Annotated in this window: 13 protein-coding genes; all 13 read right to left on the bottom strand. The window is 50.6% G+C overall.

Annotated features, from left to right (window positions below; all coding sequences use genetic code 11):
- Nucleotides 1-21 precede the first annotated feature (21 nt).
- The 13 genes from KI362_RS08205 to KI362_RS08145 all read right to left on the bottom strand — a co-directional run bounded on the left by KI362_RS08205 (nucleotide 22) and on the right by KI362_RS08145 (nucleotide 14,963).
- Nucleotides 22-1,701: a ribonuclease J gene (locus tag KI362_RS08205; RefSeq protein WP_301626268.1), complete on the bottom strand. Its 1,680-nt coding sequence runs from the start codon at nucleotides 1,699-1,701 to the stop codon at nucleotides 22-24.
- 252 nt (nucleotides 1,702-1,953) lie between these two features.
- Complete coding sequence (gene dapA, locus KI362_RS08200) at nucleotides 1,954-2,817, bottom strand: 4-hydroxy-tetrahydrodipicolinate synthase (RefSeq protein WP_301626266.1); 864 nt, start codon at nucleotides 2,815-2,817, stop codon at nucleotides 1,954-1,956.
- Between the two features lie 57 nt (nucleotides 2,818-2,874).
- Nucleotides 2,875-4,095, bottom strand: coding sequence for an aspartate kinase (dapG, locus tag KI362_RS08195; protein ID WP_301626264.1), 1,221 nt, complete (start codon nucleotides 4,093-4,095; stop codon nucleotides 2,875-2,877).
- Between the two features lie 122 nt (nucleotides 4,096-4,217).
- Nucleotides 4,218-4,817: a dipicolinate synthase subunit B gene (locus KI362_RS08190; protein WP_301626262.1), complete on the bottom strand. Its 600-nt coding sequence runs from the start codon at nucleotides 4,815-4,817 to the stop codon at nucleotides 4,218-4,220.
- Nucleotides 4,817-5,713, bottom strand: coding sequence for a dipicolinate synthase subunit DpsA (gene dpsA, locus KI362_RS08185; protein ID WP_301626418.1), 897 nt, complete (start codon nucleotides 5,711-5,713; stop codon nucleotides 4,817-4,819). The genes KI362_RS08190 and dpsA overlap by 1 nt, the downstream gene beginning before the upstream one ends.
- A gap of 291 nt (nucleotides 5,714-6,004) precedes the next feature.
- Complete coding sequence (dut, locus tag KI362_RS08180; RefSeq protein ID WP_044478407.1) at nucleotides 6,005-6,460, bottom strand: dUTP diphosphatase; 456 nt, start codon at nucleotides 6,458-6,460, stop codon at nucleotides 6,005-6,007.
- Nucleotides 6,444-7,697, bottom strand: coding sequence for a M16 family metallopeptidase (locus tag KI362_RS08175; RefSeq protein WP_301626260.1), 1,254 nt, complete (start codon nucleotides 7,695-7,697; stop codon nucleotides 6,444-6,446). Before KI362_RS08175 ends, dut begins: the two co-directional genes overlap by 17 nt.
- A 119-nt stretch (nucleotides 7,698-7,816) precedes the next feature.
- A complete protein-coding gene (locus KI362_RS08170) occupies nucleotides 7,817-8,806 on the bottom strand; it encodes a polysaccharide deacetylase family protein (RefSeq protein WP_301626259.1) in 990 nt (329 codons plus the stop codon).
- Between the two features lie 147 nt (nucleotides 8,807-8,953).
- Nucleotides 8,954-11,059 carry a polyribonucleotide nucleotidyltransferase gene (gene pnp, locus KI362_RS08165; RefSeq protein WP_044478404.1) on the bottom strand — a complete coding sequence of 702 codons (2,106 nt, stop codon included), beginning with the start codon at nucleotides 11,057-11,059 and terminating at the stop codon, nucleotides 8,954-8,956.
- Between the two features lie 269 nt (nucleotides 11,060-11,328).
- On the bottom strand, nucleotides 11,329-11,598 hold the full coding sequence (gene rpsO, locus KI362_RS08160; RefSeq protein ID WP_044478403.1) for a 30S ribosomal protein S15: 270 nt from the start codon (nucleotides 11,596-11,598) through the stop codon (nucleotides 11,329-11,331).
- Between the two features lie 155 nt (nucleotides 11,599-11,753).
- The gene (locus KI362_RS08155) at nucleotides 11,754-12,704 is read right to left on the bottom strand and encodes a bifunctional riboflavin kinase/FAD synthetase (protein WP_301626255.1); all 951 of its coding nucleotides are present in this window, start codon (nucleotides 12,702-12,704) and stop codon (nucleotides 11,754-11,756) included.
- Between the two features lie 364 nt (nucleotides 12,705-13,068).
- Nucleotides 13,069-13,989: a tRNA pseudouridine(55) synthase TruB gene (gene truB, locus KI362_RS08150; RefSeq protein ID WP_301626254.1), complete on the bottom strand. Its 921-nt coding sequence runs from the start codon at nucleotides 13,987-13,989 to the stop codon at nucleotides 13,069-13,071.
- Complete coding sequence (locus KI362_RS08145) at nucleotides 13,986-14,963, bottom strand: DHH family phosphoesterase (RefSeq protein WP_301626252.1); 978 nt, start codon at nucleotides 14,961-14,963, stop codon at nucleotides 13,986-13,988. Before KI362_RS08145 ends, truB begins: the two co-directional genes overlap by 4 nt.
- Nucleotides 14,964-14,976 lie beyond the last annotated feature (13 nt).

The raw sequence follows: 14,976 nt of genomic DNA, 5'->3' as shown, positions 1-14,976 counted from the left end.
TACTCTTATATATAAATGGTTCTATACTTCCATGATGATCGGAAGAATCATCGGTCTGCGGCGTGTCTGGTCATACAGGAAGCGTCCAAGCGCATCCTTCACGCTCGTCTTGAGCGAAGCCCATTCATTCACATTTTCGTTCATCAGCTTCTCAAGCGTGCTGGATACGATCCGGTTCGCCTCATCAAGCAGGCCTTCCGACTCCCGTACATAGACAAATCCGCGAGAAATGATATCCGGACCGGACACAATCGTCCCGTCCTGCTTGCTCAGCGTAACGACTACCACAAGGATTCCATCCTGGGACAGAAGCTTACGGTCGCGAAGGACAATATTGCCGACATCGCCGACACCAAGTCCGTCGATCAGGACATTACCCGCCGGAACTTTACCGGCCTTGCGGGCTTCCCCGCCTTCAATCTCAACCACATCGCCGATATCGACCAGGAAAATATTGTCGGAGTCTACGCCGACCGATTCGCCAAGCAGAGCATGTCTGCGCAGCATCCGGTATTCCCCGTGAATCGGGATGAAGAATTTCGGCCGCATCAGATTCAGCATCAGCTTCAATTCTTCCTGGCTTCCGTGTCCGGACACATGGACACCGGAGTTGGAACCGCTATAGATTACATCCGCACCAAGCCGGAACAATTCGTCAATGGTGCGACCGATATACTTCTCATTGCCCGGTACAGGCGTTGCAGCAATAATGACGGTATCGCCAGGCAGAATATCCACCTTGCGATGAGTCGAACGCGCCATACGCGTCAATGCGGACATCGGCTCGCCCTGGCTTCCCGTGCACAGAATAACTACACGATCAGCGGCCATTTTATTAACCTCTTCCGGTTCGATCAGGATACCGTCCGGAACATTCAAATAACCAAGCTCGGAAGCGATGGTAACAACATTAACCATGCTGCGGCCAATAATCGTTACTTTACGCCCGGTCGCATATGCAGCTTCAATGACTTGTTGAACACGATGCACATTCGATGCAAAGGTCGCAACCACCACACGCTGATCCGCTTTACGGAAAATATCATTCAGCACGATGCCTACATTTTTCTCGGAAGGCGTAAAGCCTGGCTTCTCGGCATTAGTGCTGTCCGATAAAAGAGCGAGAACACCCTTCTTGCCGATTTCACCCATACGGTGCAAATCCGCGAATTGATCATTGACTGGTGTATGATCAAATTTAAAGTCACCGGTATGAACAACATTTCCTTCAGGCGTCTCAATGCATACTCCGACGGAATCCGGAATGCTATGGTTTGTCTTGAAGAAGGTGGCTTTCATCGTAGTCCCGAGTTGAACCTCGGAGTCGGCATGAATCAGAACACGCTTCGTCTCGCCAAGGAGCCCCGCTTCCTTCAGCTTGTTCTCAACAAGCCCTAACGTCAGCTTGGTGCCGTAGACCGGCACATTCAGGTTCTTAAGCACATACGGCAACCCGCCAATGTGGTCCTCATGACCATGCGTCAGCAAAATACCTCTTACCTTGTCGCGGTTCTCCGTCAAGTAAGTGATATCCGGAATGACAATGTCAATGCCCAGCATGTCCTCTTCCGGAAACTTGAGCCCGGCATCAATGACTACGATGTCATTGCCGTACTGCACCACATACATGTTCTTTCCGATCTCGGCAACGCCGCCCAGCGCAAAGATCATTAATTTATCATTATTCATTTTTTTGGACAAGTGAATCTAACCCTCCTATTATGTTGGACGAAAGTAATTGTAAATGGAAATGCACCCGTTCAGTGCAAAGCTAGTTAATTTTTTCAAATAAAAATACACCGCACCCAGTCACTTGAAACCATTATACATGATTAAATAATTAAAATACAAGTGAAGCGATTTCTTCATCCCGTATCCATACCTTTTGCAACGACAAATAAACCGATGCTTGAAAAGCAGCATCGGTTTATGGAAATGCGACCTATTATTGGGTTACTTGAGCAGACCTAGAATTTTCGCAGCCTCTTGCTCGGTCGGAGGAACCAGCGGAAGACGGACGCTGCCGACCAAATAACCTCGCTCATTGAGCGCGTACTTTACAGCGACGGGATTAGGACATTCGAACAATCCTTTGAATAAAGGAAGCAGCTTATGGTGAAGCTTGGCAGCCTTTGCCGCCTCACCGCCAAGCAGCGAGGAGATCATTTCCTTCATCTCGGCGCCGACAAGATGGCTGGCAACACTGACCACGCCGTAGGCGCCTACGGCGATGGCTGGCAGAGCCGAAGCATCATCCCCTGTGTAAATCACGAAGCCTTCAGGCGCACCGGCTGCTATGAAGCCGATTTGCTCCACCGATGCGCATTCCTTAATCGCAACAATATTCGAAATCTGCGCCAGACGAAGAACCGTATCCTTGCTGATGCTCACCGCTGTCCGCAGCGGGACATTGTACAGCATAACCGGCAAAGTTGTTGAAGAAGCAATTGCCGCAAAATGCTGATAAAGCCCTTCCTGATTCGGTCTGTTGTAGTAGGGCGCAACCAACAGCACACCATCTACTCCCAGCTTCTCCGCCTCCCGGGTCAGATGAATCGAATGAGCCGTTCCATTACTGCCTGTACCGGCAATAATCTTGCACCGGCCAGCAGCGCGTTTGACCGAATAATCGAATAAAGAACATTTCTCTTCATCGGTTAATGTTGGAGACTCTCCTGTCGTACCACATACGACCAGGCTGTCAGACTTCTGCTCCTCGATCAAATAATCGATGAGTCTCCCTGTCTCTTCCCAGTCGATCTCCCCCTGGGCATTAAAGGGCGTGACCATCGCTGTTATTAATCTTCCGAAATCCACGTCGTCTCCTCCTTAGAATCCATTTGATATATATTAGAGCAGTCGTCAAGCCCCCCGTTACTTGCCAAGCTCGAACTTAGCATGCAGGGCGCGTAACGCCTGTACCATATCTTCTTTATTGACGAGCACCCAGATCGTTGTATTGGAATCCGCGGATTGCAAAATTTGAATATTCTGCTCTGCAAGCGCCTCTACGATGCGAGCCATAATACCGGGCACTCCGTTAATTCCGCCGCCGATGACCGACACCTTGGCACAGCCATTCAGCAATGAAGGCGCGAACCCCAGCGATTTAAGTACAGCCTCGGCCCTTGAAGCATTGCTGTCAAATACCGTATAAGCAACCCCGGTCGGGGTCACATTAATAAAGTCCACACTAATATCATTTTCTGCCATGGCTTTAAATACTTTGAGCTGCAAGTTGTCAGCAGCACCAGATACAGAATCCACTCGGATCTGAGTCACATTTGCTACGTAGGCAATCCCGGTCACATAGCGGTCAACAATACCTAACTGCACGTCCTTGAAGCCTTCCGGATTTGCGACCAGCGTTCCTTCACTTTGCGAGAAAGTGGAGCGTACCCGTACCGGTGTACCGGATTGCATAGCGATTTCAACCGCCCGCGGATGAATCACCTTGGCTCCCTGATGAGCCATATTGCAAATTTCAGCATAACTGACGTAATCCAGCGGCTTCGCATCTTCAACAATTCGCGGATCCGCCGTCAGAATGCCGTCCACATCCGTATAAATGTCTACCATCTCCGCATGCAAAGCTGCGCCAAGCGCCGTAGCCGATGTGTCGCTGCCGCCGCGTCCGAGCGTTGTGAAATCGCCGCTCTGGTTCTGTCCTTGAAATCCGGTTACAATAACCACCTGATTATTGTTCAGTTCATCCACCACCCGGCTAGGCACCATATCCAGAATTCTCGCATTGCCGTAATGGCTGTCCGTTCTGAATCCGGCCTGGGCTCCTGTCAGTACTACAGAGGAAATCTCTGCTCCCTGCAGCAGACTGCAAAGCATTGTAGCCGAGATAATTTCTCCGCAAGCAAGGAGCAGATCCTGTTCCCGCGATGGCAGCGAGCCTCCTCCTGAAGCAATCAGGTCAAGCAAGGTATCCGTAGCGTACGGATCCCCCTTCCGGCCCATGGCCGAGACCACAACAACAAGCCGGTAACCATGATCCAGTTCCCGGCGAATATGTGAGATGACATTCTCTCTGGCTTCCTTGGTCGAGAGCGATGTGCCTCCGAATTTTTGCACTAAAATGCGCATGGGTATTCCTCCAATGTAAGTAGCGGAGCAAGCGCTAAGAACGACAATTACTCTGCTTCGTTTGCCGCAGAAAGGCCGGCGGCATAATCAATGTGCCGCTTTAGTCCTGCACTCATTTCAAATTACACTTCATCGCGAAAACGTTCAATAATGACAGGCTGCAGTTGTCTTCCTTCAAGCGCCGCATAACAGGTTTCAGGAATAAGTCCCATACGTGCAACCAAAGAATTCGGCTTCTTCTCCGGGCTGTCTTGACCAAAAGGCACAAAATAAATATGCTTGGCAACAATCAGCCTGGCGATATTCGCCATATTAAAGCCCAGTCCATCATTCGTGGAGACGGCGATTACAACAGGACGGCCATTGCGCAGCGTTGCTTTGGCAGCCATCAGCACCGGGCTGTCGGTCACCGCATTCGCCAGCTTGCTGGTCGTCGTCCCTGTGCAGGGGGCAATCGCAAGAACATCCAGACGCTTTGACGGGCCAAGCGGTTCAGCGTCGACAATTGAAGAAATAATATCATTCCCCGTAATATCTTTCAACTGTTTTTGCCAATCTTCTGATTTTCCGAACCGGGTGTCCGTACTCATGACCGTATTGGAAATAATCGGCACAACTTTAGCACCAGCGTCAACAAACCGCTTCACCTGCGGCATAATCTCCTCCAGCGTACAATGTGATCCCGTAACCGCATAACCAACCGTTTTCCCCTGCCAGTTCACTATTCATCCCCCCGTAGTTGACACTCTTCCAAAAGTGACTGAATAATCGTGTTCGCCATAATAATGCCAGCCGTTTTGGGAGCTACAATACCGGGTAGACCAGGGGCAAGAATCGCCTTGATTCCCCGCTTCTCTGCGAAGCGAAAATCCGTTCCTCCGGGAGCGGAGGCAAGGTCGATAATGACCGCCTCACGAGACAATCTGGAGATGATTTGTGCTGTGATTATCATAGTCGGTATCGTGTTAAAAATCAAGTCAATTCCGCTGTGATAAACGCTCAAATCCGTTGTCACAAAAGGCTTCCAGCCCATTTGGACCGCTCTCGCCCTGTCCGCTTCCCTGCGCAGTCCCACCTGTACATTTGCTCCCAAACCTTGCAGTGTTTTCGCCAGTGTGAATCCCGTCCGGCCTATTCCCAGCACAATGCAATTCGATCCATGCAGCGTAATCTTCGTGTTCTGGATCGCCATCATAACCGCCCCTTCGGCGGTAGGAATTGAATTATAAATCGCTACCTCGTCACGCTCCAATAACTCGGTCAGACGAAAGGAATATTCGGATGCCATACGCTTCAAATATCCTTTGTCCATCCCTGTAAATACCGGTGTTCCTTCTCGAATCTCCGCCAACGTCTCCTTTTTCAACTGGATGCTGGCGCTTGAGAAAGGAGCCGGAACCTCCCCTTGTTCATTACACCCGACTACAGGGAGCACGATGCAGTCCGCCGCTCTGAGCAACTCCGGACTTAAGGATTCATGTGAAATACCAGTCAGCGGAGGCGCCAGGTTCTCGAATCCGACAACGCGCACTGTTGCATCCATCTCGATGCATTTGTGGATGACCTCCACCTGGCGGGCGTCACCCCCTAAAAAAACAATGGTCAGACCGGTTAACATCAAAAGTCGGCACTCCTTCCAGGCAATACGTATAGAGCATCTTATGCCATGGAGGAGAAAGTGGTGAGGGGACGCAATGGAAAAAAGCTGGTGGTCCGGGGGCGTGCACGTTGTCCTAACGTTGGCAAGCAGAGGAAAGAGGTATCGGGTTTCAGCCGTTCCTTGAATTCGGGTTGCCGGAATGTACTTTTCAGGAAGCAACCCGATTTCAAATACGGCCCGTTCCCATGCTTATGGAGGCAGAAAAAAAACGGACAGGGATGATCTCCCTGTCCGGTTGATAAAAATCTATTATTTAGTGCCGGTATGGCCGAAGCCGCCCGCGCCGCGAACCGTTTCCGACAGCTCGTCCACCTGTGTCAATTCAACTTCAGGGACGATCTGGAACACCATCTGAGCGATCCGCTCATTGCGTGAGATCGTAAATGGCTCCTGTCCCAGATTGACCAGCAGCACCTTAATCTCGCCGCGGTAATCCGCGTCGATGGTTCCCGGCGTATTCAAGCAAGTAATACCGTGCTTGAAGGCCAGCCCGCTGCGAGGTCTGATTTGCGCTTCAAGCCCTCCCGGCATAGCCAGCGCGATGCCTGTTGGAACCAAAGCGCGCTGTCCCGGATGAAGAATCAAATCCTCCGTCACAGCAGCGTACAGATCAAAGCCGGAGGCCAGCTCCGACATTTTGCGCGGGATCTCAATATCTTCATTTCCGGCAAGTCTCTTCAATTGAACGTTATACGACAAGTTCATCTCTCCTTACGCCAGACAGAACACGGTCCGAAGCCCCTACCATGGCCAGCGCATACGGCTTGCTGAACATATCTTGGATCACCTCGTTTACCCGTTCCATCGTAACGGCTTCAATCTGTTCGATCATTTCATCGAGCGTATAATGACGGCCTGTCATCAGCTCGTTCTTGCCAAGCCGATTCATCCGGCTTCCTGTGCTCTCCAGACTTAGAATCAGGCTGCCCTTGAGCTGTTCCTTGCCTTTGCGCAGCTCCTTCTCACTCATCCCCTTGCGGGAAATTTCGTGCAGCACCTCCATCGTCAGGTCAAGCACATCCTTGGTCTGCTTCGGTGCCGTTCCTGCATACACCGTGAATAATCCACTGTCCGCATGAGAGCTGTGGTAGGAATACACCGAATACGCCAAGCCCCGCTTCTCCCGAATCTCTTGGAACAGCCTGGAGCTCATCCCGCCGCCCAGCGCATTGTTGAGCAGCACCATCGCATACTGGTTCCGGTGACCGATCGGCAAGCCAGGGAAAGAAAGACATAGATGATTCTGCTCCGTCTTTTTACGGTGGAACTTTAACCCGCTCATAAATTCAGGAGCTTCCAGGCTAACATTCCCTCCGCGGCCTTCGAAATCGCCAAAATGCTTCTCCAACAGCTCTACGATCGAATCGTTAATATTTCCGGCGACAGCGATAACGATATTATCCAATGTGTACCTATCGCCCATATAGCTGCGCAACTGCTGCGGTCCCATGGCAAGCAGCTTCTCTTCCGTGCCGAGAATCGGCAAAGCAAGCGGATGAGTTCCGTATGCTGCCTGGGTGATCAGATCATGCACCATATCATCCGGCGTATCCTCGTACATCGAGATCTCTTCCAGAATAACATTCTTCTCACGACCCATTTCTTCCTCATCGAACTTGGAACGAAAGAACATATCCGACAGAACATCGACTGCTATCGGCAAATGTTCATCCAGCACCTTAGCATAGAAGCATGTGTACTCTTTAGACGTAAACGCATTGACATTACCGCCGATCGCATCAAATTCCTCAGCTATATCTCTGGCGCTGAATCGCTCGGTTCCCTTGAACAGCATATGCTCAATAAAATGCGATATCCCGCCCTGCTCTGACGTTTCGTTCCGCGAACCGGTCTTCACCCAAATGCCGAAAGAAACGGACCGGCAGGTCGGAATCTGCTCCATGACCACCCGAAGGCCGTTCTTTAATTGCAACTTCTTCACCGGTAGGCCTCCTCATTTTCAACTCTTCGTAATTCCATCATTGGATTTAATCAAATGAACAAATGCATCCCTATCCTATCAAAAAATAACCTTTTCCTCAACCTTTGTGAAAGACATGCTCAGGAAGACTTATCCTGCAGATCAAGCCTATCCGAAGACAGGGTCTCCTCCACGGTCCCAGGCTGCAGCCCTTTGCTGCGAATGGTCTTGATGATGCCCTGCAAGGCATCGCGTGTGGAGGCCGTCGGGTGCATCAGAATCAAGCTGCCTGGGCCAACCTTGGCCTCAACTCTGCTGATAATCGTATCGGCCGGCGGCTTTCTCCAATCGATCGTATCCACCGTCCACAGCACTGTCTTGAGTCCTTGTTCTGCTGCCAGCTTCACCGTTCGATCATTGAAATCGCCTGAAGGAGGCGCAAACCATCGATTTTGAACGCCCAGCGTCTCCTTCAGCAATTCCTTAGTCTTGGAGATTTCCAGTCTGGCCTGATCATCTCCAAGCTGGCTCATATTCGGATGGGAGTAGGCATGGTTCTCCAACTGATGACCACGCTTCTGAATCTCTTTTGCAAGCTCCGTATTTTTCTTTAGCCAACTGCCATCAAAAAAGAAAGTCGCCTTTACTCCTTCTGCCTCCAGCACGTCCAGCATCGGAGTAATGTACTCGTTCCCCCATGCAACATTAATCATCAATGCTGCCATCGGCTTCGAGCTGTTTCCCCTGTAAATCGGCTGTGCGCCAAGATCATCGAGGCTGACTTTTGGCTCAATATCCTTATATATGTAGGTAATCGGAGTACCCGGAGGCTGCACCCTTGCCTGCTGGTAGGTGCGCTCGATATCCACCTCGCGTCCGTTATAACCCGGGATCGCCTTCCAGACCCGATCAACGACTGCGTTAATCGGTTCGATCCGGCGCTTGGCGGCCTCCTCCGTGATCCGGATCCGTAGTTGCTCCTCGCCCTGTGTATCGGCAAAGCGGCTGAAGGCATCTCTCCCCGGCCCCAGACGGTCTCCAGTCACATAGCTGCGAACCCCGGTTAAATGCCCCACCAGCAAAATAATACCAATGCTTGCCAAGATAATGCCGAACTTTTTCCGATCCATGACAGACTCATCCCTTCAGCGGGTTTTGTCCTCATCATATGAAAGCCCGTCCTGAATTATACAAAAGCTTCCTTATTTCCTGTAAAAAAATAAAAGAGCCAGAACTATTCATTCTGTCTCTTTCGGTATGAACTTTTGTGGATCAAATTAAGATGGGGATTGTTCCGTTTCCGCTGTCAATACCGCCTTGCGGGACAAATTCACACGGCCCTGCTGGTCAATTTCTGTGACTTTAACCGTCACGGTATCTCCAATGGCGACTACATCTTCCACTTTGCCTACCCGTTCCGTTGACAGCTGGGAAATATGCACCAAGCCATCCTTACCCGGCAAAATTTCCACAAACGCGCCAAACTTCTCGATCCGTTTTACCGTACCGATATAGATCTCGCCAACAACCACCTCGCGAACGATGCCTTCGATAATCGAACGGGCTTTTTGGTTCATTTCTTCGTTAGCAGAAGCAATGAATACGCGGCCGTCTTGTTCGATGTCGATCTTTACGCCGGTTTCTTCGATGATTTTGTTGATGATTTTGCCCCCGGCGCCGATAACGTCGCGGATTTTGTCCGGATTGATGTTCATGATCATAATCTTAGGCGCATACTGGGACAGCTGCTCCTTCGGCTTCTGAATCACTTCAAGCATCTTGGACAAAATGTGCATGCGTCCTTCCTTTGCTTGAGATAAAGCATCAGTCAAAATTTGACGATCAATACCGTCAATTTTAATATCCATCTGGATCGCGGTTACGCCTTCAGAGGTACCTGCCACCTTGAAGTCCATATCGCCCAGATGATCTTCCATCCCTTGAATGTCGGTAAGGATTGAGACATGCTCGCCATCCTTAATCAGACCCATAGCCACACCAGCAACCGGAGCCTTGATCGGTACACCCGCATCCATCATGGCAAGCGTGCTCGCACAAATACTTGCCTGGGAAGTCGAACCGTTCGATTCCAATACCTCGGATACGAGGCGAATCGTATATGGGAATTCAGCTTCCGAAGGAATGACCTTAGACAGCGCACGCTCACCAAGAGCGCCATGACCGATTTCGCGGCGGCCCGGAGCCCGCAGCGGCCGTGCTTCCCCTACACTGAACGGAGGGAAATTATAGTGGTGCATGAAGCGCTTCGATTCCTCCGGGTCAATCCCGTCAAGAATCTGGACATCGCCAAGCGCGCCGAGCGTACAGATACTAAGCGCTTGAGTCTGACCACGCGTAAACAGACCGGAGCCATGAGTACGCGGCAGCAGGTTGATATCGCACTCAATCGGACGGATCTCGCTCAGCTTGCGTCCATCCGGACGAACCTTATCATGCGTGATCAGGCGGCGAACCTCTTCCTTCACGATATCATGCAATATTTCCTTCACATCGCCCATGAACTCCGGAGACTCTATGTACTTCTCCTCGAAATAGGCTACTGTCTCATCGTTGATAGCATCAATTGCATCCTGACGCGCATGCTTCTCAGCAATACGAACGGCTTCGACCAGACGCCCGGCAGCATAATCACGAACCTCACGGTTCACATTTTCGTCAACTGCATGAAGCTTGACCGCCATTTTTTCCTTGCCTGCAACCGCTACAAGTTCTTCAATGACACTTACAATGTTCTTGATCTCATCATGCCCGAACATGATCGCTTCCAGCATAACCTCTTCCGGAACCTCGTTCGCTTCGGCTTCTACCATCATAATGGCATCCTTTGTACCGGATACAACCACATAAATGTCGCTTTCTTCCTGCTGGCTCAGCGTAGGATTAATGACAAATTCGCCATTGATCCGCCCTACCGCCACACCGCCAATCGGACCATTAAACGGTACATCCGAAATGCTCAGCGCTGCCGAGGTACCGATCATAGCGGCAATCTCAGGCTCGCAATCCTGATCCACACTCATAACAAGATTAACGATCTGCACATCGTTCCGGAAACCCTCCGGGAACAACGGACGAATCGGCCGGTCTGTCAAACGGCTGGCGAGAATCGCTTTTTCACTGGGACGTCCCTCACGTTTTATAAATCCGCCGGGAATTTTCCCTACTGCATAGAGCTTTTCTTCATAGTTCACAGTCAGCGGAAAGAAATCCAAATCTTTCGGTTCGGAAGATGCGGTTACCGTACAGAGCACCGCCGTATCTCCGTAGCGAACCATTACCGCAGCATTGGCTTGCTTCGCCAAGCGTCCGGTTTCGAGAATGAGGGTTCTTCCCCCCAATTGCATTTTCACATGGTTTTCCATGAAATCCCTCCTTATCACAAGTACAAGTTCGGTACAACTTCCATTATTTCCTGCCTGCATGAATTCATAACCTGCGGAAACAATGGGCTTGTCCGTGCATTCACAAAAAAAAACGTCTGGCGACGTACGATCAAGGAGGCCCTGCCGCGCTTACAGGCAATTTTATAGCTTATACCTATTTGTCTTCTTTCAAAAACAACCCGGTATGTCGCCGTCCGCATAGGAGCGAATCGGCGGCAACCAGGCTGCTTCGGTCAAACACATGCAAATTAACGACGCAATCCGAGCTTTTCAATCAAAGCGGAGTAACGTCTAACGTCTTTGTTCTTCAAGTAAGCCAACAGCTTGCGGCGTTGACCAACCATCTTCAGAAGACCGCGACGGGAATGATGGTCCTTCTTGTGCGTACGCAAGTGGTCCGTCAAATTCACGATGTTCTCCGTAAGGATAGCAATTTGCACCTCTGGTGATCCGGTATCGGATTCATGAGTTTTGTGCTCTTCGATCAGTTGTTGTTTACGTTCTTGAGTTAATGCCATCCTGTTCACCTCCTCTTATTCAAATCGCCGTTAGCCTAGTAGCCGGACGGTGAGACCGGTAACCAAGCCAAGGTTGCGTTGCAAGCACACGGAATACTCCGCTTATGCAACGTATATCAGTATATCACAGATGTCTATATAAAGTAAATGTCAGTTCAAAAGTCCGAAGCGGTCAATATTTGCTTGGCTGTCGCGGCATCCTTGGTGATCTGGCCAATCAGTTCATCCATACCGGAGAACTTCCGTTCCTCCCGGATATACTGAATCAGCTCGATCCGCAACTCTTCTCCATACAGTTGACCTTCAAAGTCAAGCAGATGAACCTCCAGCGAAGGGCGAACCCCGTTATCATGGAAGGTTGGCTTAACACCGACATTCATGACTCCCGGCCACTTTTTGCCCTGGTACTCCGCAAGAACTGCGTATACGCCTCTGGCCGGAAGAACATAATGCTCGTCCGGCTGCACATTCGCCGTGGGAAATCCAAGCAGGCGGCCGCGCTTCTCTCCATGCATTACTGTTCCCTTAACCGCATAGGCACGGCCAAGCCACTGCTTGGTCAGCTCCATATTTCCATCCTGCAGCGCTCTCCGAATGCCCGAACTGCTGACCTTCTCTTCATGAATCAAGAAAGGCGGTACTGTATTCACTTGAAGCTTGTTTTCGCTAAGCTCCTGAAGCAAACCCGCATGACCTTCCCCACGATACCCGAAGCGGAAATCAAAGCCGACTACGGCCGTATGTACATCCAGGGGTACAAGCATACCGCACACAAAATTTTGCGGGCTGACTCTGGAGAAGGCATCATTGAACTCCACGACATATAGGTAATCAACGCCCATTCCCTGAAGAACCCGCTCTTTCTCTTGAGGGGGAGTCAGGTAGCCCTCGTAATCCCCTTTTTTCATAACCTCTTTCGGATGGGGGTGAAAGGACATAACCGCTGCAGGCAAGTCCAGTTCTCTGGCTAACTGAACCGCTGTCTTAATGACGCTCGCATGTCCCAGATGTAAACCATCAAATTGACCGATGGCCAGGATCTGCGGTCTGGCAGCCGCCGTTACAGCTGAATCTGTCAAAGGATAAGTTAGGGTTATCGTCTCCATTACATTTCTCACCTGCAATTCCAGTCTGATTTCTCGTTGCTATATAAGTTAAGCTGATATACTTCGTACGTTCGCGGGCAACGTATATATATAGGTTGAACTAAAGATTATGCATGCTGGGGCAACGGGCAACGTGTGAAGTGTTCTTCCGATCGCTGTTGTTCGCGGATTTCTCTGACTAAACTAAGCCATCTTAAGGTAGAAATCCACTCACAAAGGCGAACGCTCCCGCTTTATGCTTCCGAAGCAGCTTTCTTACAGAAAGCTTGTAACACTTCACACTTATGCCCTTTCCACGCAGCTCTTTTAGTTCAACATACATAGTAACTACGCAGCAAAATTATTTCAACTTATATAATTGCTTTTATGGCAAAAACACCTTGACCGGGCTCACGGTGCCGGTCTCGTCATCACTTCTGTAGATTCCCAAGAATACTTGCTCAGGACTATAAAGTCTAAATAGCGATCCTGGAGCTGCCGGCGGTTCAACTGCGCTGCGCGGCAAACGCTGCCCCTGAAGCGCTCCCTTAAGCCTGCTTTCATGAACGGTATGAGCGGGAAGATGACGAACGGCTTCGTCCACAGGCAGCAGCGCCTCTTGAAGGGTGCCATTTTGTACGCGGACAGCCACTTCTTCCAGTGTCAGACAATGGGATTCGGTAATTCCGGCCGACATCGTACGCTTCAATTGCTTCATCGCTGCCGGAACTCCCAAGGCGCGTCCGATATCTACACATAACGTTCGAATATATGTCCCCTTTGAGCATAATGCACGGAACGTAAGCTCAGGGTGATCCTTCGAATTATCAAAATGCAGGAGCTCCAGCTCGTAAATCGTTACCTCTCTCGGAGCTCTTTCAACCGTGACTCCTTCTCTTGCCAGCTCGTAAAGCCGCTTTCCGTTCTGCTTCAGCGCCGAATACATCGGCGGAATCTGAGATATCGTCCCCAGAAAACGGTTCAGCACTTCCTTGAGCTGTGCTTCTGTTACTTGAACTCGTTCCAGCTTCTCGGTAACCGAGCCGGTCAAGTCCTCGGTATCCGTTGCAACACCCAGAACGAGCGTGGCTTCATATTCCTTGGGAAGCTCCTGCAAATACTCTACCATTCTGGTAGCACGCCCCAAGCAAAGCGGCAGTACACCAGTCACCGCCGGATCGAGGGTCCCCGTATGGCCTATGCGCTTCATCCGTAAAATGCCCCGGGTCTTAGCCACGACATCATGAGAGGTGAAGTCCGCCGGCTTATGAATCGGTAAAATACCTTCATAGCTTGTCTTGTTCATAGCTCTGCCTTCACCTGCTCAATCACACGGCGAATGACATCGTCCAGCTTTCCTTCCAGCCGCGCTCCTGCGGCGCGAACATGTCCGCCGCCGCCAAAGTGCTGAGCCACTCGGGCAACATCGACCTTCCCGGCAGAACGCATGCTAACCTTGACCGCAGTCTCGTCAATGACTTTAAACAAGAGGCCGACTTCTACGCCCTGGATATTACGAGGGTAATTCACAATTCCCTCCATATCCTCATGAATCGCTCCTGTCGCGCTCAAATCTTCATCATCGACAGTCACCCAGCTGATCTTGCCATCCCCGCTCATTTGCAGACCGTTCAATGCCCGGGTCAACAGCTTGAGCTGAGGAAATGTCATCTGCTCCAGAAACAGTTCGCTGAGGCCCGGACCGTCCACGCCATATTCCAGAAGCTTGGATGCGGTCTCCATGACTTTCGGCGAGGTATTGGAGTAGCGAAAGCCGCCGGTATCCGTCAACAAACCCGTATACAGAGCTGTTGCCGCGGCAAGGTTCAATTTAATCCCCATAAAGGTAATCAGATCAAAGAGAATTTCAGCGGTCGCAGCTGCCTTTTCTACAATGAGATTGAAGGTGCCGAATCCATTATTGGTAGGATGATGGTCAATATTCAAAATGCAGGCACGCTCTGAAAATAACAGGCTGGTCTTCCCGGTCCGCTTGAAGTCGGCGCAATCGACACAAATAATGTGATCGAAGGTTTCATCAAGCGGCTGCCGGGACAGATCAACGATGTCTTCTGAGTTCTCCAGGATGTCCATACGCTTAGGGATCGGTCCTTCATTAACCATAACGTATTTCTTGCCCAGACATGAGAGAAGCCAGCCCACCACAAGGGTAGAACTGACTGCATCTCCGTCCGGCTGTACATGCGACACGACGAGGAATTGATCATGCTCCTTCAGGAATTGCTGCGCCTGACGAAACTCCTGTTCATGAGTCTGCATTGCCGTCTCCTTT

Origin of the sequence: Paenibacillus apis, assembly GCF_018333295.1 — a bacterium.
Taxonomy (GTDB): domain Bacteria; phylum Bacillota; class Bacilli; order Paenibacillales; family Paenibacillaceae; genus Fontibacillus; species Fontibacillus antibioticophila.
The sequence above is the reverse complement of the archived record's forward strand: the minus strand, read 5'-3'. Positions and strand labels throughout refer to the sequence as shown.